20 protein-coding genes are annotated in these 21,022 nt (G+C 70.0%); 17 read left to right on the plus strand and 3 right to left on the minus strand.

All coding sequences use genetic code 11. The features are described from left to right. Nucleotides 1-426: 426 nt before the first annotated feature. The gene (gene mftG / locus ACFY1J_RS44715) at nt 427-1,986 is read right to left on the minus strand and encodes a mycofactocin system GMC family oxidoreductase MftG (RefSeq protein WP_390733208.1); all 1,560 of its coding nucleotides are present in this window, start codon (nt 1,984-1,986) and stop codon (nt 427-429) included. Next, nucleotides 1,979-3,415, minus strand: a complete 1,437-nt coding sequence (gene mftF, locus ACFY1J_RS44720; RefSeq protein ID WP_390733209.1) for a mycofactocin biosynthesis glycosyltransferase MftF — start codon at nt 3,413-3,415, stop codon at nt 1,979-1,981. The genes mftG and mftF overlap by 8 nt, the downstream gene beginning before the upstream one ends. Nucleotides 3,416-3,592: 177 nt before the next feature. On the opposite strand from mftF, the gene mftA reads away from it, so the two are divergent. The 5 genes from mftA to mftE are packed head-to-tail and all read left to right on the plus strand — an operon-like array spanning nt 3,593 to nt 7,206. Next, a complete protein-coding gene (gene mftA / locus ACFY1J_RS44725; protein ID WP_158918944.1) occupies nt 3,593-3,712 on the plus strand; it encodes a mycofactocin precursor MftA in 120 nt (39 codons plus the stop codon). Between the two features lie 12 nt (nt 3,713-3,724). Next, the gene (gene mftB, locus ACFY1J_RS44730; protein WP_390733210.1) at nt 3,725-4,066 is read left to right on the plus strand and encodes a mycofactocin biosynthesis chaperone MftB; all 342 of its coding nucleotides are present in this window, start codon (nt 3,725-3,727) and stop codon (nt 4,064-4,066) included. Further along, nucleotides 4,063-5,277 carry a mycofactocin radical SAM maturase gene (gene mftC, locus ACFY1J_RS44735; protein ID WP_390733211.1) on the plus strand — a complete coding sequence of 405 codons (1,215 nt, stop codon included), beginning with the start codon at nt 4,063-4,065 and terminating at the stop codon, nt 5,275-5,277. The genes mftB and mftC overlap by 4 nt, the downstream gene beginning before the upstream one ends. Nucleotides 5,278-5,314: 37 nt before the next feature. Next, complete coding sequence (mftD, locus tag ACFY1J_RS44740) at nt 5,315-6,508, plus strand: pre-mycofactocin synthase MftD (protein ID WP_390733212.1); 1,194 nt, start codon at nt 5,315-5,317, stop codon at nt 6,506-6,508. Further along, nucleotides 6,508-7,206: a mycofactocin biosynthesis peptidyl-dipeptidase MftE gene (gene mftE / locus ACFY1J_RS44745; protein ID WP_390733213.1), complete on the plus strand. Its 699-nt coding sequence runs from the start codon at nt 6,508-6,510 to the stop codon at nt 7,204-7,206. The genes mftD and mftE overlap by 1 nt, the downstream gene beginning before the upstream one ends. Nucleotides 7,207-7,287: 81 nt before the next feature. Here the strand turns inward: mftE and ACFY1J_RS44750 are convergent, their stop codons facing one another. Continuing rightward, entirely contained in the window at nt 7,288-7,950 is a 663-nt protein-coding gene (locus tag ACFY1J_RS44750) for a LuxR C-terminal-related transcriptional regulator (protein ID WP_390733214.1), read from the minus strand. A gap of 322 nt (nt 7,951-8,272) precedes the next feature. On the opposite strand from ACFY1J_RS44750, the gene ACFY1J_RS44755 reads away from it, so the two are divergent. The 12 genes from ACFY1J_RS44755 to ACFY1J_RS44810 all read left to right on the plus strand — a co-directional run bounded on the left by ACFY1J_RS44755 (nt 8,273) and on the right by ACFY1J_RS44810 (nt 21,009). Then, complete coding sequence (locus ACFY1J_RS44755) at nt 8,273-10,585, plus strand: ATP-binding protein (RefSeq protein ID WP_390733215.1); 2,313 nt, start codon at nt 8,273-8,275, stop codon at nt 10,583-10,585. 176 nt (nt 10,586-10,761) lie between these two features. Further along, nucleotides 10,762-11,193 carry an ATP-binding protein gene (locus tag ACFY1J_RS44760; RefSeq protein ID WP_390733216.1) on the plus strand — a complete coding sequence of 144 codons (432 nt, stop codon included), beginning with the start codon at nt 10,762-10,764 and terminating at the stop codon, nt 11,191-11,193. Nucleotides 11,194-11,323: 130 nt separating this feature from the next. Then, complete coding sequence (locus tag ACFY1J_RS44765; protein ID WP_390733217.1) at nt 11,324-12,769, plus strand: MFS transporter; 1,446 nt, start codon at nt 11,324-11,326, stop codon at nt 12,767-12,769. A gap of 200 nt (nt 12,770-12,969) precedes the next feature. Further along, nucleotides 12,970-13,434: an acyl-CoA thioesterase gene (locus ACFY1J_RS44770; RefSeq protein ID WP_390733218.1), complete on the plus strand. Its 465-nt coding sequence runs from the start codon at nt 12,970-12,972 to the stop codon at nt 13,432-13,434. Between the two features lie 135 nt (nt 13,435-13,569). Further along, nucleotides 13,570-14,787 carry an acetyl-CoA C-acetyltransferase gene (locus ACFY1J_RS44775; protein ID WP_390733219.1) on the plus strand — a complete coding sequence of 406 codons (1,218 nt, stop codon included), beginning with the start codon at nt 13,570-13,572 and terminating at the stop codon, nt 14,785-14,787. Further along, on the plus strand, nt 14,784-15,539 hold the full coding sequence (locus tag ACFY1J_RS44780) for an SDR family oxidoreductase (RefSeq protein ID WP_390733220.1): 756 nt from the start codon (nt 14,784-14,786) through the stop codon (nt 15,537-15,539). Before ACFY1J_RS44775 ends, ACFY1J_RS44780 begins: the two co-directional genes overlap by 4 nt. A gap of 35 nt (nt 15,540-15,574) precedes the next feature. Further along, nucleotides 15,575-16,330, plus strand: a complete 756-nt coding sequence (fabG, locus tag ACFY1J_RS44785; protein WP_390733221.1) for a 3-oxoacyl-ACP reductase FabG — start codon at nt 15,575-15,577, stop codon at nt 16,328-16,330. Continuing rightward, on the plus strand, nt 16,327-16,776 hold the full coding sequence (locus ACFY1J_RS44790; protein WP_390733222.1) for a MaoC family dehydratase: 450 nt from the start codon (nt 16,327-16,329) through the stop codon (nt 16,774-16,776). Before fabG ends, ACFY1J_RS44790 begins: the two co-directional genes overlap by 4 nt. Then, the gene (locus ACFY1J_RS44795) at nt 16,773-17,810 is read left to right on the plus strand and encodes a phosphotransferase family protein (RefSeq protein WP_390733223.1); all 1,038 of its coding nucleotides are present in this window, start codon (nt 16,773-16,775) and stop codon (nt 17,808-17,810) included. Before ACFY1J_RS44790 ends, ACFY1J_RS44795 begins: the two co-directional genes overlap by 4 nt. After that, the gene (locus ACFY1J_RS44800; protein WP_390733224.1) at nt 17,810-19,033 is read left to right on the plus strand and encodes an acyl-CoA dehydrogenase family protein; all 1,224 of its coding nucleotides are present in this window, start codon (nt 17,810-17,812) and stop codon (nt 19,031-19,033) included. The genes ACFY1J_RS44795 and ACFY1J_RS44800 overlap by 1 nt, the downstream gene beginning before the upstream one ends. Nucleotides 19,034-19,168: 135 nt before the next feature. After that, on the plus strand, nt 19,169-19,426 hold the full coding sequence (locus ACFY1J_RS44805; RefSeq protein ID WP_390733225.1) for a hypothetical protein: 258 nt from the start codon (nt 19,169-19,171) through the stop codon (nt 19,424-19,426). An 11-nt stretch (nt 19,427-19,437) separates the two neighbouring features. Next, nucleotides 19,438-21,009 carry a transporter gene (locus tag ACFY1J_RS44810; protein WP_390733226.1) on the plus strand — a complete coding sequence of 524 codons (1,572 nt, stop codon included), beginning with the start codon at nt 19,438-19,440 and terminating at the stop codon, nt 21,007-21,009. Nucleotides 21,010-21,022 lie beyond the last annotated feature (13 nt).

A 21,022-nucleotide genomic window follows, 5' to 3' on the forward strand; every position in this document is an offset into this window, starting at 1 on the left:
ACTCCTCCGGATAAGGCTTGGGCACAGCGACATCCTTCCCACCCGCCCCACAGGGCAAGCCAGTTCAGATGTCACCCGATCGTGCATCAGACCCGTCTCACGTGATGCACGCATCATGCACACGACCTGCCAAGTACTGGAACGTCTGGAATCAAGGCTACGCCTGGCTCCCGCGGCGCGTCTTACGCCCCAGGTCACCGCCACTGCGATCCCGGGACATCGAGCATCCCCCCGGCTGAGGGAGACAGTGCTCCTGTCCGCGAAGTAGTGCGTCACCGCCCTGTCGTGCACCCGGCTGTGCCACCTTGCGCAGCGACGCGTTGGCACACCCCTCCTTCACGATCACCCGAAGCCGCCGCCTTCAGTACTCGGCTCATTTCGCCGCATGGTCACCGGTCGGACGGCCACGCCGCACGACAGACCCTGTCAGGGCAGTTCATCGCGCATGGCATGCGCTATGACCTCTCCGATGAGTACGGCTGTCGCCGCTGGGCCGCGCAGTGGGGCCGTGGGCAGGATCGAGGTGTCGGCGACGCGGAGACCGTGCACGCCGTGGACTCTTCCGTACTGGTCGACCACCGCATCCGCGGTGTCCGGGCCCATCGGTGCGGTCCCGCATGTGTGGTGAGCGGTGCCGATGTTCCGGTTGATCCATCCGTCCAGTGCGTGATCGCAGTTGAGCACGTCCGGACCCGGTTGGAGCAGTCCGTGGGAGATTTCGTCGAAGGCCGGTGTGTTAATGAGTTCCGCGGTGGCGCGCACGGCTTCGCGCAGGCGGCGGCGGTCCTCGGGTCCGGCGAGGTAGCCGTACTCGATACGCGGGGGCGTCGCGGGATCCGCGGACCTCAGGGACAGGCGGCCGGTCCTTCCAGGTGACTGGACCGAGACGAGGAAGGGCAAAGGCGCGCCGGGCACGGTCGTCGTGCCGCCGACGAGTCCTGCCAGGGGGACCAGCGACTGCAGGATCTCCAGGTCACCCGGATGGGTTCCGTCCGAGGAGGACAGGTGCAGGCAGCCGCCCAGCCAGGAGCCGTGCGGCGCGCCCAGTTCCCGCCGTGGGGACCACTCCAGGACGAGCTGAGGGTGGTCGCTGAACCGGGTGCCGACCGCCGGGGCATCCACGACGACGGGGATGCCGAGCCGCTCCAGGTCGGCTCGCGGGCCGATGCCGGACAGCTGGAGCAGTTGCGGAGTGACGAGGGACCCGACGCACAGGACGATCTCGCCGCCACAGAAGAGGGTCTCTTGCCCGTTCCGGCATACGACGACTCCCGTGGCGCGACCGTTGCGGATGACGATCCTGCTGACGGGGCAGTCGCCGAGCGCGGTGAGATTCGGGCGCCCCAGCGCCGACAGGACATAGGTGAGGCCGGTGTTGAGCCGCACACCGTCGACGGCGTTGCACGGGACGGAGCCGAAGCCCGGCGGCGCCTGGTCGTTCTTGTCGGGTTCGAGCGGGTAGCCGAGGTGGTCCGCCGCGTCGCGGAAGGCAATTGCGGCAGGGTGGTCGAGGGATGCGCGGCGTACGCGCACCGGTCCACAGGCGCCGTGCAGGTCATCGGCGCCATGGTCGAGGTCCGTCTCCAGGGCGCGCAGCCAAGGGAGCAACCGGTCGTACGTCCAGGCCGGGTTGCCCGCTGCCGCCCAGCGGTCGAAGTCCCCGCGCCGGGCGCGGACGAAATAGCCGCCGTTGACGGTGGTCGAGCCACCGAGGTGGCGCCCGCGGACCACCGTGTAGGGCCGCTCGGGCGTGAGGTGCGCGGCGTACCGCTGGACGGCCGGGTGATCCGGCTGGGCTCCGGGAATCAGCCGCGCGTCGAGCAGCTCGAGCGCGAAATCGCGGAGACGGCGCGGAAACGGCCCTGCTTCGACGAGGAGTACGGTGCGTCCGGCGTCCTCGCTCAAGCGGGCCGCCAGCGCGGCACCGGAAGCCCCTGCTCCGACCACGATCACATCCGCGGACGTCCGGTCCGTGGTCTCACCCACCGGTACGTCCCGACGGAGGCGTGACGCCGTCGGCGGAGAGCCACCACAGTCTCGGACGGAGCGGCTCGGTGGTGCGCTCCCGGATGCAGCCCTTCCAGACACCGAGGCTGTAGGCCAGGTCGTCGGCGAGGCGCGTGACCGTCCAGGACAGGACCGGAAGACCGGGGCGGCTGCGTCGGTGTTCCAGCAGCGGGGGCAGAAGGGCGGCTGCGGCCAGCGGGATCCTCAGCCGGGGTACGGCTGCGGCCAGTGGCAGGGCCAGTGGCCACCAGGTTCGCGTCACGGCACGGCCGAGCTGCTCGCCTGCCAGCAAGGTGCCGCCTCCGCTCAGCCTGGCCGCGGTGGTCCACGGTCGGTCCGACCAGGCCGCGAGTTTGCGCGCCAGCAGTCCGGTCGTTCCTGCGGTGATCAGGGCACCGGCGAGCGGCCGCCGTGTCAGGGCCAGTCCCCAGGCAAGCGCGCTCCAGCCGGCCATCGACGTGGCCGGGAGCGTGCCCGGGTGCCGCGCGGCCAGCGGCGCGGCGGAGGTGCCGTACTGGATGCGCTGAGCCAGCCACTGGCGCGGACGCGTCCGGTGCACGTGGGCCACGGTGACCGAAGGGTCGTAACGGACGTGGTGACCGTCGGCCGCGAGCCGCCACACCAGGTCGACGTCCTCCCCGACGCGCATCGTCTCGTCGAAGCCCCGGCCCACGGCGGTGCGCCGCACCACCAACGCGGCGCTGGGCACATAGGGCACGTGCGAGCCGGGTCGTACGAGTGACTCCCTGGGCCCCATGTCCAAGGCCGAGCGCGCACACTCGTAGGCCGCGAGGAAGCCACGTCCCGCTCCCTCTGCCACGATGCGCGGCGCCACCGCGGCCACGGCGGGATCCGCGAAGTGCGGCAGCAAGGCGTCAGCCCATGCGCGGGTCGGCAGGCAGTCGGAATCCACGAAGGCCACCAATTCGGTGGTGGCGTGGGCGAGTCCGGTGTTCCGCGCGGCCGCCGGGCCCCCGTTGACAGGGCGACGGACCAGCCTGGCGCCGGCCGCCCGCACGACGTCCGCAACCGCGCCGGGGTCGGCCGAGGCGTCGTCCACGACGATCACCTCCGGTCCGCCGCTCAGGCCGGCCAGACAGCGGGCGAGGTGCCCGGCCCGGTCCCGGACCGGTACCACGACCGTCACGGACGGGCGCGGTGCCTCGGACGGCGGTACGGGGTGCATCATGCCTGCCTGGACCAACCGACGGGCCAGCAGTCCGGTCGCTCGCCCTTCCCCGACCGGCTTCCCGTCGAGCCACGCGCTCACGACCGGCACGGCGCGCGCCGTCAGCCGCATCAGCCGGTATGGGGAGCCTCCCAACAGGACCCGCCCGTCCCGCAGCAGACGCAGGCCGGGGTCGGGGCGCAGCCGGAAGACCGGGGGGAGTGGGGGAACGTCGATCACCAGGTGTCCTCGAACATCGGAAGGCCGGGCGACCAGCCTTCACCCGCTCGTCTCGACGCGTCGATCCCCCAGGTGGGCAGCAAGTGCGGCGCACCGACCCGCTCACGGCACCGGGGATACCTACCGTCACCCTGCGCCGCGACACCGGCCGCGCCGTGGACGATGAAGGGAACCTCCATGACCGACAACTCACAGACCTCGACCGCTGACCGTCTCCCCGCCGAGGACGACCAACTGATCGAGGAGGACCTGCTCGTCGAGGACGTGTCGATCGACGGCATGTGCGGCGTGTACTGAGGCGGGGACACCATGCCCACGCACAGGAACGGGTCCGAGCGGTTCGACCTGAAGGCGGCCTGGGCCGTGCACCCCCAGGTCGCCGTTCGTCCGGAGCCCTTCGGGGCGCTGCTCTACCACTTCGGCACCCGGCAGCTGTCCTTCCTCAAGGACCGCCGGCTGCTCACCGTCGTACAGGAACTGGCCCACCGCCCGAGTGCGGCGGAAGCCTGCCGGGCGGCAGGCGTCGAACCCGCCGAGTCGGGGCGCTACCGGGACGCGCTGGCGCAGCTTGCGAAGTCCCGGATGATCACCGAGCGCACCGGTCCGCCGAGCCGCGGTGACGCTCATCTGCAAGGAGAGGAGGCGCGATGACCGTGCCTTCCGTAGCACCGCCGAGCCCGGCCCGGACGGGCCGCCTCGTGGACCATTTTCAGCACGGCCTCGAAGCGCCGATCTGTCTGACCTGGGAGCTCACCTACGCCTGCAACCTGGCCTGCGTGCACTGCCTGTCCAGCTCCGGTCGGCGCGACCCGCGCGAGCTGACCACCGACGAGTGCAAGGTGGTCATCGACGAGCTGGAGCGCATGCAGGTCTTCTACGTCAACATCGGCGGCGGCGAGCCGACCGTGCGCCCGGACTTCTGGGAACTGGTCGACTACGCCACCGCCCACCAGGTGGGCGTCAAGTTCTCCACCAACGGCGTCAGGATCACCCCGGACGCCGCGCGGCGGCTGGCTGCCAGTGACTATGTGGACGTCCAGTTGTCCCTGGACGGGGCGACGTCCGACGTCAACGACGCCGTACGGGGCGAGGGTTCGTACGCGACGGTGCTGCAGGCCATGGAGAACCTTGCCGCGGCGGGCTTCGCCGGGTTCAAGATCTCGGTCGTGGCCACCCGCCACAACATCGGGCAACTGGACGCGTTCAAGGCACTCGCCGACCGGTACGGGGCACAGTTGCGGCTGACGCGGCTGCGGCCCTCCGGCCGGGGCGCCGACGTGTGGGACGAACTGCACCCCACAGCAGCGCAGCAACGGCAGCTCTACGACTGGTTGGTCGAGCACGGCGACGAAGTGCTCACCGGGGACTCGTTCTTCCATCTCTCCGCCTACGGTGAGGCGTTGCCCGGGCTGAACCTGTGCGGCGCCGGGCGGGTGGTGTGCCTGATCGACCCGGTCGGTGAGGTGTACGCCTGCCCGTTCGCCATCCACGACGCCTTCCGCGCCGGAAACGTGCGCGACGAGGGCGGGTTCACCCGGGTATGGCGCTCCTCGTCGCTCTTCCAGGAGCTGCGGCAGCCTCAGACGGGTGGCGCCTGCACGAAGTGTTCCGCCTTCGACGCCTGCCGTGGTGGGTGCATGGCCGCCAAGTTCTTCACAGGACTGCCGCTCGACGGCCCCGATCCGGAATGCGTCCAGGGACACGCAGAGGCGGCGCTGGCCGGCGACCGGTCGTCCGCTCCCCGGCCCAGCGAGGACCACTCCCACCGGGGGCCAGTGCGCGGGCAGCCCGTCCTTCTCGGCCTGCCGGTTCGGCGGGAGAGCCGGCCCACGCGCATGTGTGACGAAAGTCCTCTGGCCTGACCGAAAGGCCGCTCGGTCCACGAAAGAAAGGGGCGTCATGCCCAACGCATGGTTCGAAACCGTCGCCGAGGCGCAGCGTCGAGCAAAGCGACGACTGCCGGCATCCGTCTACGGCGCCCTGCTCGCCGGTTCCGAGCGCGGCACGACCTACCAGGACAACATGGCCGCCTTCGCCGAGGCCGGCTTCGCGCCGCACGTCGCGGATCTGCCGGCCAAGCGTGACCAGGCCACGACCGTCCTGGGCCAGTCGATCTCCCTTCCGGTGATCATCTCCCCGACCGGAGTGCAGGCCGTGCACCCCGACGGGGAGGTGGCCGTGGCCCGCGCCGCGGCAGCCCGAGGCACGGCGATGGGACTGAGCTCCTTTGCCAGCAAGCCCGTCGAGGAGGTCGTCGCGGCCAATCCGCAGACGTTCTTCCAGATGTACTGGATGGGCAGCAAGGACTCCATGATCGCCCAGATGGAGCGTGCCCGGGAGGCCGGCGCCAAGGGCCTGATCGTGACCCTGGACTGGTCGTTCTCGCACGGCCGGGACTGGGGCAGCCCCCACATCCCCGAGCGCCTCGACCTCAAGGCAATGGCGCGCTTCGCGCCGGAGGGAATCACCCACCCGCGCTGGCTGCTCGCGTTCGCCCGGACCCGGCGGCTGCCCGACCTGACCACCCCGAACGTCGCCGCCGTCGGCGAGCAGGCCCCGACGTTCTTCGGCGCCTACGGCGAATGGATGCAGACCCCCCCTCCCACCTGGGACGACGTGCGGTGGATGCGCGAGCAGTGGGGCGGCCAGTTCCTCGTCAAGGGCATCATCCGCGTCGACGACGCCAAGCGCGCCGTGGACGCCGGCGCCCAGGCCGTCTCGGTCTCCAACCACGGCGGCAACAACCTTGACAGCACCCCTGCGACCATCCGTGCCCTGCCCGCCATCGCCGACGCCGTGGGCGGCCAGATCGAAGTACTCCTCGACGGCGGAGTGCGTCGGGGCAGCGACGTGGTCAAGGCCCTGGCACTCGGCGCCCGCGCCGTGATGATCGGGCGGGCGTACCTGTGGGGCCTGGCCGCGGGTGGCCAGGCCGGCGTGGAGAACGTGCTCGACATCCTGCGCGGCGGCATCGACTCCGCGCTCCTCGGACTCGGGCGCTCCTCCATCCACGACCTCGCACCCGACGACGTGGTGCTCCCCGACGGCTTCACCCGCGTCCTCGGGGCACCGCGTCCGGCCCAGGCCCCCTGATGACCACGCTGGCCTCGCTGACCTGGACCGACGTAGCAGATCTGGCGGGGCGGGGGGCCGTCCTCGCCGTGCCGGTCGGCGCCACGGAGCAGCACGGGCCGCACCTACCGATGTCCACGGACACCGACATCGCCGTCGCCCTGACCGACCGGCTAGCGACACAGGTGCCCGATGTCGTCGTGGCGCCCGCCGTGGCGTTCGGATCCAGCGGCGAGCACCAGGGTTTCCCCGGCACGCTGTCCGTCGGCCAGGAGGCCGTCGAGCTGCTCCTCGTCGAGCTCGTGAGGTCGGCAACGGTGACATTCCCTCGGGTCGTCCTGGTCTCCGCTCACGGCGGCAACGCACAGCCCGTCACCCGGGCCGTCCGACGACTGCGTACCGAGGGGCGGCACGTCCTGGCCTGGGGCCCGCGCTGGGGCGGCGACGCCCACGCGGGCCGCACCGAGACCTCCGTCATGCTGGCGCTGACCCCCCACCTGGTACGGATGGAGGCAGCGCGAGCCGGAAACACCGCCCCCGTCCACACACTCCTCCCGCGTCTGCGGGACGCCGGCTTGTCCGCCGTCACCGCCAACGGCGTGCTCGGCGATCCCGGAGGCGCGAACCCCGACGAGGGCCGGCTGCTCATCCAGCGAGCCGTGGCCGAGCTCGCGGACCTGGTGACCCGGCATCGCCGGCACACCGACGCCGCCTCTTGAGCAGGTGTTCCGCCTGTCCGGACTTGAGCGCAGGCGCTGCCACACAGCCGGTGGGTGAACGCCTGCGCTGCGACTCGACACTCAGCCGACGAGTCCGAGCTCCTGAGCGCGGCTGGCCGCCTGGGCCCGGTTCCGCACCCCCAGCTTCCGGTACACCGTGGTCGTGTGCTGTTTCACCGTATGCCGGGACAGATTCAGCACAGCTGCCACTTCCGGGTTGCTCAACCCCAGCACCAGATGCTGCAGGACGTCCAGTTCACGCTTCGAAAGCCGCACCGCGGCGGGTGCCTCATCCTTCGGGAACACCCGCGCGCCCTCCGCGACACGCTTCACCGCCGCCACGATCGCCGCGGTCGGCATCTGCTTCGACAAGGACGCCACCGCGCCGTGCGCCGACGCCAGCGCCGCCGACACCCGCCCCTCTCCGGACAGCAGAACAACCTTGACGTGCGGCATCCGGTCCCGAAGGTCCCGGCACAGGTCCAGCCCCGACCGGCCTCCCAACGACGTACTCACCAACACCAGCTGCGGATGATGCCGCCGCGCCACCTGCCAGGCGGCCTCCTGCGAATCCGCCGCCAGACACGACGCCACCCACGGCTGGCTCAGCAACACCGCACGCAACCCCGCCAGCACCAGCTCGTGCTCCTCCGCCACCAGGACCCGCTGCCTCTGACATCGGTCCTCCAGCACCGGGCGAACCCGACCCGTGGGAGCAACCCGCTCGGCGAGGACAAGTGTCATGACGACACCTCCGACTACTCCTAGAACATGCAAGAACGGACCGGCCGGCCAACCGCGGCAGGAGGGCTCGCCGGGCGCATTGACCGGAGAGGCTGAAGAAATTCACGGATTTCCCGATCCTCCAACATGTCTAGCTCTCCCCGCCGTGACCTGCGGTTTCACCGGCGCGATCTGACCTCACAGCTTGACCACCGACCGGCGGACGGACGCCCGGGGAACTACCCGTACGAGTACCTGTCCCCGGGCTCCCGGGGGTCTCGGCTCGGGCTGTGTGCGGCGGTACGATCGGATCACCGCTCCCGATTGCGCACGTGGGGACTCGATGCCTACTCCGAACGCCGTGCCGGCGGATCTCACCAGCTTCGTGGGGCGGCGAAAGGATGTCGCCGCGCTCCGGCAGCTCTTCTCCACGACCCGGCTGGTGACGCTGACCGGCATCGGCGGGGTGGGCAAGACGCGGCTCGCTCTCCGCGTCGCCGGGGAGATGCAGCGAGCTTTCCCGGACGGTGTCTGTCTGGTGGAACTGGCGTCGTTGAAAGACCCGGCGCTGCTCCCCCACAGCGTGGTCGACGCTCTCGGGATCAAGGAGCAGTCCCCCCGCTCACCCATGACCGTGCTGCGTGATCATCTGGGGCAGCGGCGCATGCTGCTGGTCCTGGACAACTGTGAGCACCTGGTGGACGCGGCCGCGGGCCTGGCCGACCAGGTGCTGCGTGCGGCGCCCGAGGTGCGGATCCTGGCCACCAGCAGGCAGGCGCTCAGAATCGCTGGGGAGCACATCTACCCCGTCCCACCACTGCCGACTCCCCCTCCTGATGAGTCCGTCGAGCCCGGCACGGCGACCCGGTACCCATCGGTCACTCTGTTCGCCGACCGTTCGGCGGCCGTCGTTCCCGGCTTCTCGATCACGCCCGACAACGAAGCGGCGGTCGTCCGCCTCTGCCGGCGCCTGGAAGGGATCCCGCTGGCCATCGAACTGGCCTCGGTGCGGTTGCGGGTGCTCACCGTCCATGATCTCGCGAGCCGCTTGGACGACCGGTTCCAGCTCTTGCGGGAGGGCAGCCGCAACCTGCCGGAACGGCATCAGACCCTTCAGGCGCTCATCGACTGGAGCTATGACCTGTGCACCCCGAACGAGCAGAGGCTGTGGGCGCGGGCGTCCGTCTTCGTCGGTGGGTTCAGCACCGACGCGCTCGAGGCGGTGTGCACCGATGAGGCGCTCCCCCGGCATGCGGTTCTCGACACCGTCGCCGGCCTCGTCGACAAGTCGATCTTCATTCGCGAGGAGCAGGGAGGGGGAGAATACGTCCGCTTCCGCATGCTGGAAACCATCCGTGCGTACGGCCAGGCCCGGCTCTCGGAGTCGGGCCTGGAACCGGCCCTCCGTCGGCGGCACCGTGACCGGTACCGGCAACTCATGGAGGTGGCGGGGGACGAGTGGAGCGGCCCGCGGCAGCGGGAGTGGGCGAGCAGGCTTCAGTTGGAGCTCCCGAACCTGCGGCACGCACTGGAATACTGCCTGTCCCAGCCTGGTGAGGCGCGTACCGGACTGCGCATGGCGGCGGCGCCCTGGCTGTGGCTGGCGATGGGGTACCCCACCGAGGCCAGGCTGTGGCTGGGCCGAGCGTTGGCTCTCGACGCGGAGCCCAGCCGCGAACGGGCCTGGGCGCTTGCCACCGTCGCGTACATCGCCGCATGCCAGGGAGACGAGGCTGCGGCGGCGGAGTCGGCCGAGGACGCCCGGAAGGTCGCCGTCCGCCTGAACGACCCTGCCGCCCTCGCCTATGCCACCCACGTGCGCGGATTGAGCAAGTTCCTCAGCACGGACCTGTCCGGCGCGATCCCCCTGTTCAACGAGGCCCTCGAGCGGTACGCCCAGACCAAAACACCCGTCCACTATCCGAACAACCTCCGGACGGAGTTGGCAGCGGCCCTCATCCTCCTGGGCGAACTCGACAAAGCCGCGGAGATCATCGAGGAGTTGTTCCGGCGCTGCACAGCGGCCGGCGATCAGTGGGTGCTGTCATGGGTGCTGTGGGGGCGCGGATTCCTGCGCTTGATTCACGGCGAGCTCGACGCGGCGGAAGCCGACTTGTGCGAGGCGCTCAGGATCAAGCGGTTCTTCCACGACACCCTTGGGATGGCGCTCTCGCTCGACGTACTCGCCTGGACCACGGCGGCGAAGGGCAACGCCGAGCGAGCCGCCACGTTGTTCGGCGGGGCGAACCCCCTGTGGCAGACCCTCGGAGCCCCGCTGTTCGGCTGGACGCTCCTGCTCGCACAGCGAGCCAAGTTCGAGACGATGGCGCGGGACAAGATGGGGGATGCCCAATTCGACGCGGCTCTCGAACGTGGCGGTGCCCTGACCGTCGAGGAAACGCTCGCCCTCGCCCTGCGAGAGCGCACACAGCCCGCAAGCGATGCGCCACGTCCTGCTTCGACGCTGACCCGGCGTGAACGAGAGGTGGCCGAACTGGTGGCGCAGGGGCTGTCCAACAAGGACATCGCGGCACGGCTGGTCATTTCGCTGCGGACCGCGGAAGGGCATGTCGAGAAGATCCTCACCAAGCTCGGCTTCAACACGCGTACCCAGGTCGCGAGCTGGGTCGTGCAGCGACAGTCCGATCGGACGTGAACCACCCTCGTGATGAGGGCGGGGCAGACATCGGATGAGGCAGGTACCGGAACAGGTAGTTCCACGCTCAATGGCGCGATGCCCGACCGGCAGATTGGAGGCAGTTCCACCCAAGATCACCGGAGACGATGGTCATGTACGTCACGCCCCCTCCCCATGACAGTGACCCTGGCGCCATGGCGCCTTCCGGGATCGCAGGCGCACGCCCGTCCCTCGGACGCGAGGCCCGCCAGTGGGACCTGCCACACGCCCCGCAGGCCGCGGGCATCGCGCGCCACCTGGCCCTCGACACGCTGAAGGGCTGGGGAGTCCGGGAAGACGAGGCCCACCAGGTCGTTCTCGCGGTCTCCGAACTGGTCACCAACGCCGTCGAGCATGCCCTGCCCCCGGTCGCCCTGCAGCTGCTACCGCCCAACGAGCACCAAATGATCCACGTCGCGGTCACGGACGGCGGCCCGGCGAACGACCGCGGTGCGCGAACCGCCGACTGCGAACCCGACGAGCACGGGCGCGGAAGCGCCATCATCGGCTTTCTCGCCGCCGCCCGCGGTACCCGCACGTGCGGCAGAAGCGCCACGCACTGGGCGGACCTGCCCCTCGCCGCCTAGCCTGTCATCCCCCACCTGGGCGGGTTTCGGCCAGCCGCACCATGGGGTGGCCTGAAACTCGCCGTACGTTCGCCCGGCTTCGGCTGGTTCCTCTGACCGCGAAGGCGGCGAACGACCATGGGAGACGGGCATGACTGAATTCACCGAGTCGGTTGACATACCCAGAGCAGATGCAACGAGCGTCACGCCGCGGCGTGGCGCACTGATAGCCATTGCGGCGGTCCTGGCCACTGTGACCAATGCGGTCGCCTTCATGCTCCCGCCGCTCCTGCCGCTGATGCAGCAGCAGTTCGGGCTCGGGGTGGCGGCGTCGGCCTGGATCTTCACCGCGCTCACGTTGGGCGGCGGAGCAGGCTTCGTCCTCCTTCCACGTCTCACCGACGTGCTCAACGATCGGACGACCTCGCTGTTGTCCGGTGGCTTCCTGGTCGTCGGTGCGCTCGTGCCTGCCATCGGTGATTCCTACCCGGCGCTCCTGGTCGGGTCCGCACTCCTCGGGTTCGGTGGCGCCGCACAGCTGCTGCCACTGAGCTTCCTGCGCCGGCACCTGACCGGTGGTGCGGTCGCAACGGCTGTCAGCGTGCTGATCATGGCTACGGGCTCCGGGACGGTCCTCGGGATGGTCGGTGGCGGACTGACGGTCAAGTACTTGTCACTCGCGAGCTTCTTCTACATTCTGGCCGCGGCATTCGCGGTGACCACGGTGGCGCTGCTCATCATCGTCCCCTCGTCCCGGCCGGAGTCGTCCGGACGTATCGGCATCCTCGGAACCGTGTGGCTGATCGCCTGGGTCACGGCTGTGCTGCTCGCCTTGACCCAGGGCCTCACGTGGAGCGGCACGGCGATCCTCGCGGTCCTGGGCGCGGGTGTCGTCGGCGGCGTCCTGTGGGGACTGGTCCAGCGCAAGTCCCCCACGGCGGTGTTCGACATCCAGCTGCTGAAGAAGCCCCTGGTCACACCGGCATGTTTCGCCGCTGGAATCTTCGGCGCCATCGATGCCGCGTTCCTGCTGCTGGTGACCTACTACACCCAGACTCCCGCTGAGGTCGGATACGGACTGGGGGTCGACGCTCTGGGCACCGGCCTGCTCATGCTGCCGTTCGCGCTGATGATGTTCGTCGGTGGCAAGGCCGCCGAAAGGGCAGTCCAAAAGGGCCGTCCGGCCACCGTCCTCGTCATCGGCACCGCGGTCTCCGTCGTGGGGCTCGGCTGGCTCGCCTTCGCCCACGACCAGAAGTGGCAGTACCTCGTCGGTGCCGCCTTCGTCGGCCTCGGCAGCCGAGTGGGCTACAGCGGCGCCTTCGCCGTGCCGCAGCTGGTCGTCCCCGAGGACAAGGCCGGGATGGCCGCGGGCATGGCGGGCACCACCATGGCCATCGGCTTCGCGTTCGGATCGGCAGTGGTCACCACGCTGCTCACCTTCGACACCATCCCCAAGATCGGCCTGCCGAAGGAGTACCTCTACACGGTTGGCTACGAGGTCACCGTCGGGCTCTCGCTGCTGGTCCTGGTCGTCACGCTCATCTCGCGGCTGCGCCACGGCGGCGAGCTCACGGCAAGCTCCGTGGAAGCGTAGCGAGCCGGCCTGCCGGAAGATCGTGCACCACCCGCCGCGCGTTCGGAGTCAGCCGGCCGCAGTCTGGTCCGCTCCGAACGCGCGGCGTGTGGCCGTCCGGCCGCGGTGCACACCCCCCACTCGGGCAAGGTCTTCGCCCGACCGCACCCAACAGCCCCATATGCCACCTACGTTGCGCGAAATGCCAATGGAGGTGGAGCGTGCCTGTACCCGGCAATGCAGCAAAGCGTCACACCATCGCAGTCAACGGCTCCGACGTGTGGCGGACCGAATTCCCTCTGCGGTTCGGCGATTTCGACGGCCTCGGCCATCTCACGGCGTCGGCCTACCTCGCCTTGTTCGAGGAGACCCGCTCGGCCTGGATGACCGGAACGCTCGACGTCGCGTACCCGACCTATGTGGTGGCGACCCAGCACATCGAGTACCTGCACGAGGTCACGCCCGATGATGGCCCCGTGACCGTCGAGCTGGCCCTGCGTGAGGTGCGGACCTCCAGTTTCCGTGTGGTGGAGCACTTGACGACGGCCGACTCCCTCTGTGCTCGTTCGACAGCGACGCTCGTGATGTGGGACATGGAGCGCCGCCGGCCTCGGCCGATCACCCCGGACGAGCGCACCGTGTTCGAGGCATACCTGGCGGAGCCCACGCACCCGATGGCGCCCTGACATCCGGCGCGACGCACCGGGTCACACCGCCATCCCCCAGCCGGGCAAGGTTCCGGGCGCCCTCGCTCAGGCCATCAGCTCCCGTCGTACGTTCACCGCACCACAAGCAAGCGCTTAGTCAATCAGGGAGTGCCCATGCCCGAGGCCGTCATCGTCGCCACAGCCCGCTCGCCGATCGGCCGGGCCGGCAAGGGGTCGCTCCGGGAGATGCGTCCCGACGATCTGACCGTGCAGATGGTGCGGGCGGCACTGGCCAAGGTGCCGCAGCTCGACCCCACCGAGATCGACGACCTGGTACTGGGGTGCGGCCAGCCCGGTGGCGAGTCCGGTTTCAACATGGCCCGGATCGTCGCGGTGCTGGCCGGTCTGGACTCGGTGCCCGGAACCACAGTCAACCGTTACTGCTCGTCCAGCCTGCAGAGCACTCGGATGGCGCTGCACGCGATCAAGGCCGGTGAGGGCGACGTCTTCCTCTCCGCCGGGGTCGAGACGGTCAGCCGGTTCTTCAAGGGCAACGCCGACGGCCTTCCGGACACCCAGAACCCGGTCTTCGCCGAGGCGCAGGCCCGCACGGAGAAGATCGCCTCCGGTGGAGGAACCTGGGTCGACCCGCGCACCGAGGGCGCTCTGCCCGACGCCTACATCGCGATGGGTCAGACCGCGGAGAACGTTGCCCGGTCCATGGGGGTGACCCGCGAGGAACAGGACGCCTTCGCGGTGCGCTCGCAGAATCTCGCGGAGCAGGCCATCGCCGACGGCTTCTGGGCCCGTGACATCACGCCGGTGACGCTGCCCGACGGCAGCCAGGTCGCCCGGGACGACGGCCCGCGCCCCGGCGTCACCCTGGAGGCGGTCTCCGCGCTCAAGCCGGTCTTCCGCCCCGACGGCACCGTCACCGCCGGCAACTGCTGCTCCCTCAACGACGGCGCCGCCGCTCTCGTGATCATGTCCGACACCAAGGCGAAGCAACTCGGCATCACGCCGCTGGCGCGCATCGTCAGTACGGGGGTCACCGGTCTGTCCCCGGAGATCATGGGCCTCGGGCCGGTCGAGGCGTCGAAGCAGGCACTGCGCCGTGCCGGTCTCACGATCGGCGACATCGACCTGGTCGAGATCAACGAGGCGTTCGCCGCCCAGGTGATTCCGTCGGCCCGGGAGCTGGGCATCGACTTCGACCGGCTCAACGTGAACGGCGGCGCGATCGCCGTGGGCCACCCGTTCGGCATGACCGGCGCCCGCATCACCAGCACCCTGATCAACTCCCTGCAGTACCACGACAAGCAGTTCGGCCTGGAGACGATGTGCGTCGGCGGCGGTCAGGGCATGGCCATGGTGCTGGAGCGGTTGTCGTGATCAGGCGCTTCGAAGGCAGGACGGCCATCCTGACAGGGGCCAGCCGAGGGATCGGGCTCGCCATCGCCGAGCGGCTGGTGTCCGAGGGCGCGAAGGTCGTCATCACCGCCCGCAAGCAGGAGGCGCTCGACGAAGCAGTCGCCCGGCTCGGCGGGCCGGAGCACGCGATCGGCGTGGCCGGGCACACGGCCGACGTCGACCACCAGAGCGAGGTCGTCACACGCGCGGTCGACTCGTTCGGCAGCGCCGACCTGCTCGTCAACAACACCGGCATCAACCCGGTGTACGGCCCGCTCGTGAAGCTGGACCTCGAGGTCGCACGCAAGATCGTCGAGGTCAACTGCCTCGCCGCGCTGTCGTGGACCCAGCAGGTGCACCGGGCGTGGATGTCCGCGCACGGCGGCGCCGTCGTCAACGTCTCCTCGGTCGCCGCCCTCCGCCCCGCGCCCGGCATCGGCCTGTACGGCGCCAGCAAGGCGATGCTCACCCACCTCACCGAAGAACTCGCCGTCGAACTAGGCCCGGACATCCGGGTCAACGCGGTGGCCCCGGCCGTAGTCAAGACCAAGTTCGCCACCGCGCTCTACGACGGCCGTGAGGACGAGGCCGCCGCGGCCTACCCGCTCAAGCGGCTCGGTGTCCCGGAGGACATCGGCGGCACGGTGGCCTTCCTGCTCTCCGACGACGCCGCCTGGACCACCGGGCAGGTCCTGGTCGTCGACGGCGGCGTGACCCTCACCTGCGCCGGCTGATGGCGCCCACCCCTTCTTCCCACAGGAGCGAACTGATGACCACCACCCGTACCGCCATCGTCACCGGCGCGGCCCGAGGCATCGGGGCCGGCGTCGCCCAACGGCTGGCCGCCGACGGCCTCGCCGTGGCCCTCGTCGACCTCGACGAGAGCGCCTGCAAACCGGTCGTCGAGCGGATCGAGGCCGCCGGAGGCCGGGCGCTGGCGGTCGGCGTCGACGTGAGCGACGAGCCGGGCGTACAGACCGCCGTGCAGCGGATCGCCGAGGAACTGGGCGATCCGACCGTACTCGTCAACAACGCCGGCATCATCCGGGACAACCTGCTGTTCAAGATGACCGCCACTGACTGGGACGCGGTGATGAACGTGCACCTGCGCGGATCGTTCCTGATGTCCCGCGCGGTGCAGAGTTACATGACGAAGGCCGGCTGGGGCCGCATCGTGAACCTCTCCAGCACGTCGGCGCTCGGCAACAAGGGCCAGGCCAACTACGCCGCGGCCAAGGCCGGGCTGCAGGGCTTCACCAAGACGCTCGCACTGGAGCTGGGGAAGTTCGGCGTGACCGCCAACGCGATCGCACCCGGATTCGTCGAGACCGAGATGACCGCGGCCACCGCGCAGCGGATGGGCATGTCCTTCGACGACTTCCGCAAGGCCGTGACGGCGCAGATCCCGGTGGCGCGCAGCGGTCTGCCGAAGGACATCGCGCACGCCGTGTCGTTCTTCGTCAGCGAGGACGCCGGATACGTCTCCGGCCAGGTGCTCTACGTCGCCGGAGGGCCGCAGGCGTGAAGGTCTTCCAGGGCGTCGAAGAACTGCGGAACGCCGTCGGCACCCACCTCGGGTACTCGGACTGGCACACCGTCACCCAGCAGCAGATAGACACCTTCGCCGACGCCACCGGCGACCACCAGTGGATCCACGTCGACGTGGAGAAGGCGGCGGCCGGACCCTTCGGCGGCACCATCGCGCACGGCTATCTGACGCTGTCGCTGGTGCCGATGCTGGCCTGGCAGGTCTACCGGGTCGAGGGCGTGTCGATGGGCGTCAACTACGGCGCGAACAAGGTCCGCTTCCCGTCTCCCGTACCGGTCGACTCCAAGGTACGCGCCGGGGTCGAGCTGGTGTCGGTGGAGCCCGGCGGCGGTGGGTACCGTGTCACGACCCGGGTCACCATCGAGCGCCAGGGCGCGGGCAAGCCCGCCTGCGTGGCCGAGACGCTGAGCGTGGTGGCATGATGCCGAAGACACAGCACAGCCTGCCGGGCCTGGATCCGGCCCGGCTCGGCCGGTGGTTGACCGAGGCGATGCCGGGGGCCGGGCAGGATCTCACCGCCCGGCTGCTCGCCGGCGGCAGGTCCAATCTCACGTACGAGGTCACGGACGGGGTCTCGACGTGGATCGTCCGCCGGCCTCCGCTGGGCCACGTCCTCGCGACCGCCCACGACATGGCCCGCGAGTACCGGGTGATGTCGGCCCTGCAGGACACCGCGGTGCCGGTCCCCAGGACCTACGCCCTGTGCTCCGACGACGGGGTGCTGGGCGCCCCGTTCTACGTGATGGAGCGGGTCGCCGGAACGCCGTACCGGAACGCCGCCGAGCTGGAACGGCTCGGACCAGAGCGCACCCGGGTGATCTCGGCCGGGCTGGTCGACATCCTGGCCACGCTGCACGAGGTCGACCCCATCGCGGTCGGACTCGACGGCTTCGGCCGCCCGGAGGGGTTCCTCCCCCGCCAAGTCCGTCGCTGGAAGGCGCAGTTGGACGCCTCGTACTGTCGCGACCTGCCCGCCGCGGACGAGCTGTACGACCGGCTCGCCGCCGGCGTGCCCCCACAGTCCGCACCCGGCATCGTGCACGGCGACTACCGGCTCGACAACGTGCTGACGGACGACCAGGACCGGCCTGCCGCGGTCATCGACTGGGAGATGGCCACCCTGGGCGATCCGCTGACGGACCTGGCGCTGCTGGTGCTCTACCAACGGCTGGGCACGCTGCTCGGCGGGAGCGCGGTGGCCCCGGACGCCGCGTCGGCGCCGGGGTTCCTCGCCGAGAGCGAGATCGTCGAGCGGTACGCCGCGCGCAGCGACCGTGATCTGTCCCGTTTCGGGTTCTACCTCGCACTGGCGGCGTTCAAGCTGGCCGCGGTCGCCGAGGGCATCCACTACCGCCATCTGCGTGGCCAGACCGTCGGCTCCGGCTTCGAGCACGTCGGCGCGGCGGTGCAGCCCGTGCTCGACACCGGGCTCAGCGCACTGAAGGAGTACCGCTGATGGACTTCGCCCTCGACGCCAGGACCGAGGAGCTGCGGGCGGACCTGCTCGACTTCATGGCGAGCCACGTCCACCCGGCTGAGCCGCTGTTCGCCGATCAGTTGGGACGGCTCGCGAACCGCTGGGCGTGGGACTCGGTGCCGGTGCTCGCCGAACTGCGGGCCGAGGCCCGCCGCCGCGGCCTGTGGAACCTGTTCCTCCCCGGCGAGCACGGCGCGGGACTGACCAACCTGCAGTACGCGCCGCTCGCCGAGATCACCGGCCGCAGCATGCACCTCGCCCCGGCCGCCCTGAACTGTGCCGCACCGGACACCGGGAACATGGAGGTGCTGGCGATGTTCGGCACCGAGGCGCAGCGCAAGGAGTGGCTGGAGCCGCTGCTGAGCGGCGAGATCCGCTCGTCGTTCGCGATGACCGAGCCCGACGTGGCCTCGTCCGACGCCACCACCATCTCCACCAGGATCGAACGCGACGGTGACGGCTACGTCCTCAACGGCCGCAAGTGGTGGATCACCGGCGCGATGAACCCCAACGCGCGGGTCTTCATCGTGATGGGCAGGACCGACCCGGAAGCCGACCGGCACCGGCAGCAGTCGATGATCCTCGTGCCACGTGACACCCCGGGGCTCGAGATCAAGCGGGGCATGGAGGTGTTCGGTTACGACGACCACGAACACGGCGGCCATGCCGAACTGTCCCTCACCGACGTCCGAGTCCCCGCGTCGAACCTGATCGGCGGCGAGGGCGACGGCTTCGCGATCGCGCAGGCCAGACTGGGGCCGGGCCGTATCCACCACTGCATGCGCTCCATCGGCGTCGCCGAGCGGGCCGTCGAGCTGATGTGCGCCCGTGCCGAGCAGCGGGTCGCGTTCGGCAAGCCGCTGGCCGACCAGGGCGTCGTCCGTGACTGGATCGCGCAGTCCCGGGTGCGTATCGAGCAACTGCGCCTGCTCGTGCTCAAGGCTGCCTGGCTGATGGACACCGTCGGCAACAAGGGCGCGCACACCGAGATCCAGGCCATCAAGATCGCCACCCCCGCCACCGTGCAGTGGATCCTGGACAAGGCCATCCAGGTGCACGGCGCCGGCGGACTGTCCCAGGACTTCCCGCTGGCCGGCGCCTACGCGGCGATCCGCACCCTGCGCTTCGCCGACGGGCCGGACGAGGTGCACAAGAACGCCCTCGCCCGAGCCGAACTGCGGCGCCGGAGGCACGTGCGATGACCGTCTGCGAGCCGTAACCCGATCACCCACCTCTCTGCGCCGGGACGATGCGCGCGGCGCAGTCGCCCACCATCATTTCGGCCGGAGGTCTCCGTGCACCCTCAGCTCATCCCGTCTCCCCCGGATCCCGATGCTGTGCAACGGCGACGCGAGGAGATCCGTCGCATTGCCGCGCGCCGTACCCAGCGTGTGTTTGTCATCGTCAACGCGGTTCCCCTCGCCGCCAGCACCATGGTGTTCCCCTTCACGGACATCCCCGCGGTGCCGGTGCTCGGGCACCTCACCCTCGGCGTGGTCTGGGGCATCCTGCAGTGCGGCCTCTTCATGGCCACCGCCTGGTGGCACGAGGCTCGGTCCGCCCGTCTGTGCGACTCCCTGGCGGTGGAGGGGTGACCCTGTACGCCTTGAGCGCCCGCCTGGTCGACCCGATCGGTTCCGACGCCAAGGTCCCCGTGATCATCGCCTTCCTGATCTTCGTCGGGGCGTCACTGCTATGGCTGTTCACGCTCGTCACGGCGCAGGAGGAGAACCCGGACGGGCTTCACGTCGCCGACCGGTCCCTCTCCCCGGTCTTCAACGGCTTCGCCATGGCGGGCGAGCAGATCTCCGTTGTCATCCTGTTGGCGATCCCCGGTGCCATCGCCCTGTTCGGCTACGACGGGTTCACCGCCGCGATCGACGGTCTGCTCACCCTCGGCGTGATGCTGCTCCTCGCGCAGAGAATCCGCGACAGCCGCCGGTACACGCTCGGCGACCTCTTCGCCCTGCGCGCGACCGGGCCGCTCCCGCGCGCGATGGCAACCCTCGTGACGCTGATCATCGCGGTTCCCCTCCTCCTGCTCCAGCTGCGCGCGGTCGGCATCGTGGCAGCGCTCCTGCTCGGTCTGTCGACCGACGGCGCCCAGGTGGTGTGCACCGTGTTGATGGGCTGCCTCGTCGCATGCTTCGCCGGCGTAGCCGATCTGCGGGGCACCGGTTTCATGCAGGTCGTCAAGGTGCCCCTCACCCTGGTGACCCTTGCTGTGGTCACCTTGCTGGCGCTGGGGAAGTTCGACTGGGACGCCGGGAGCCTGCTTTCGGCCGCGGTGGGTAGGAGCTCGGCGCCCGACGCGTACCTCAGCCCCGGGCTGTGGCCGTACACGACGAGCCTCGGCCCGCTCAACATGTTCGCCGACCACGTGGTCGTGATTCTCGGCGCGTCCGTCACGCCTCACCTGATCCTGCGCATCAGCGCGTCCCGCTCCGGGCGCTCCGCGCGACGGTCCATGAGCATCGCTGCAGGGCTGGTCGGAACCTTCACCCTTCTGCTGATCACGACCGGATTCGCGGCGGCCGCCGTGGTGGGCAGTGGTGACATCAACTCGGTCGACGCCGACGGCCAGCCGTCCTCGATCCTGCTGGCTTCGCGGGTCCTGCCCGCCGGATCGGCGACGCGCGTGGTGCTCATCACCGCCGTGGCGTGTGTCGCCTTCCTCGCCACGCTGACGACCGTGAGCAGCGTGACCTTCGCTGCCGCGGTCTCCTTCGCGCACGATGTGTTCTCACGGACCAAGCGGCGCCGCACCGACGTCGCAGAAGTACGGGTCCTACGGCTGGCCCTCGTGGCCCTGTGCACGGTCGTCCTGTCGCTGTCCGCCGCCACGCACCGGTATCCGATCGATTTCCTGTTCGACTTCTCCATGAGCGTCGCGGCGTCGTGCGTCTTTCCCGTCCTGATCTACTCCTTCTTCTGGAGCAGGTTCAACCGCAGGGGACTGCTGTGGGCCGTCCACGGGGGCCTGCTGATCTGCACCGTGCTCATGGTCTTCTCGCCCTCCGTCTCGGGGACCGCGTACGCACTGTGCCCGAACGCGCGTTTCGACTGGTACCCGTTCCAGACGCCGGGCCTGGTCTCGGTGCCGGCGGCTTTCCTCCTGGGATGGCTCGGCAGCGTCATGCCGTGGAAGGCGACAGGGAGCCGGAAGCCGAGGCGATAGGGAGCCGAAAAGG

The sequence above is a fragment of the Streptomyces sp. NPDC001406 genome, assembly GCF_042895285.1.
Taxonomy (GTDB): domain Bacteria; phylum Actinomycetota; class Actinomycetes; order Streptomycetales; family Streptomycetaceae; genus Streptomyces.

Excerpts from the sequence above, each read along its gene's own strand:
- mftD (WP_390733212.1), top strand. The coding sequence starts at position 5,315 with ATGCCCAACGCATGGTTCGAAACCGTCGCCGAGGCGCAGCGTCGAGCA.
- mftC (WP_390733211.1), top strand. The coding sequence starts at position 4,063 with ATGACCGTGCCTTCCGTAGCACCGCCGAGCCCGGCCCGGACGGGCCGC.
- fabG (WP_390733221.1), top strand. The coding sequence starts at position 15,575 with ATGACCACCACCCGTACCGCCATCGTCACCGGCGCGGCCCGAGGCATC.
- ACFY1J_RS44760 (WP_390733216.1), top strand. The coding sequence starts at position 10,762 with ATGGCGCCTTCCGGGATCGCAGGCGCACGCCCGTCCCTCGGACGCGAG.
- ACFY1J_RS44795 (WP_390733223.1), top strand. The coding sequence starts at position 16,773 with ATGATGCCGAAGACACAGCACAGCCTGCCGGGCCTGGATCCGGCCCGG.
- ACFY1J_RS44755 (WP_390733215.1), top strand. The coding sequence starts at position 8,273 with ATGCCTACTCCGAACGCCGTGCCGGCGGATCTCACCAGCTTCGTGGGG.
- mftE (WP_390733213.1), top strand. The coding sequence starts at position 6,508 with ATGACCACGCTGGCCTCGCTGACCTGGACCGACGTAGCAGATCTGGCG.
- ACFY1J_RS44750 (WP_390733214.1), bottom strand. The coding sequence starts at position 7,950 with ATGACACTTGTCCTCGCCGAGCGGGTTGCTCCCACGGGTCGGGTTCGC.
- ACFY1J_RS44775 (WP_390733219.1), top strand. The coding sequence starts at position 13,570 with ATGCCCGAGGCCGTCATCGTCGCCACAGCCCGCTCGCCGATCGGCCGG.
- ACFY1J_RS44800 (WP_390733224.1), top strand. The coding sequence starts at position 17,810 with ATGGACTTCGCCCTCGACGCCAGGACCGAGGAGCTGCGGGCGGACCTG.
- ACFY1J_RS44765 (WP_390733217.1), top strand. The coding sequence starts at position 11,324 with ATGACTGAATTCACCGAGTCGGTTGACATACCCAGAGCAGATGCAACG.
- mftB (WP_390733210.1), top strand. The coding sequence starts at position 3,725 with ATGCCCACGCACAGGAACGGGTCCGAGCGGTTCGACCTGAAGGCGGCC.
- mftA (WP_158918944.1), top strand. The coding sequence starts at position 3,593 with ATGACCGACAACTCACAGACCTCGACCGCTGACCGTCTCCCCGCCGAG.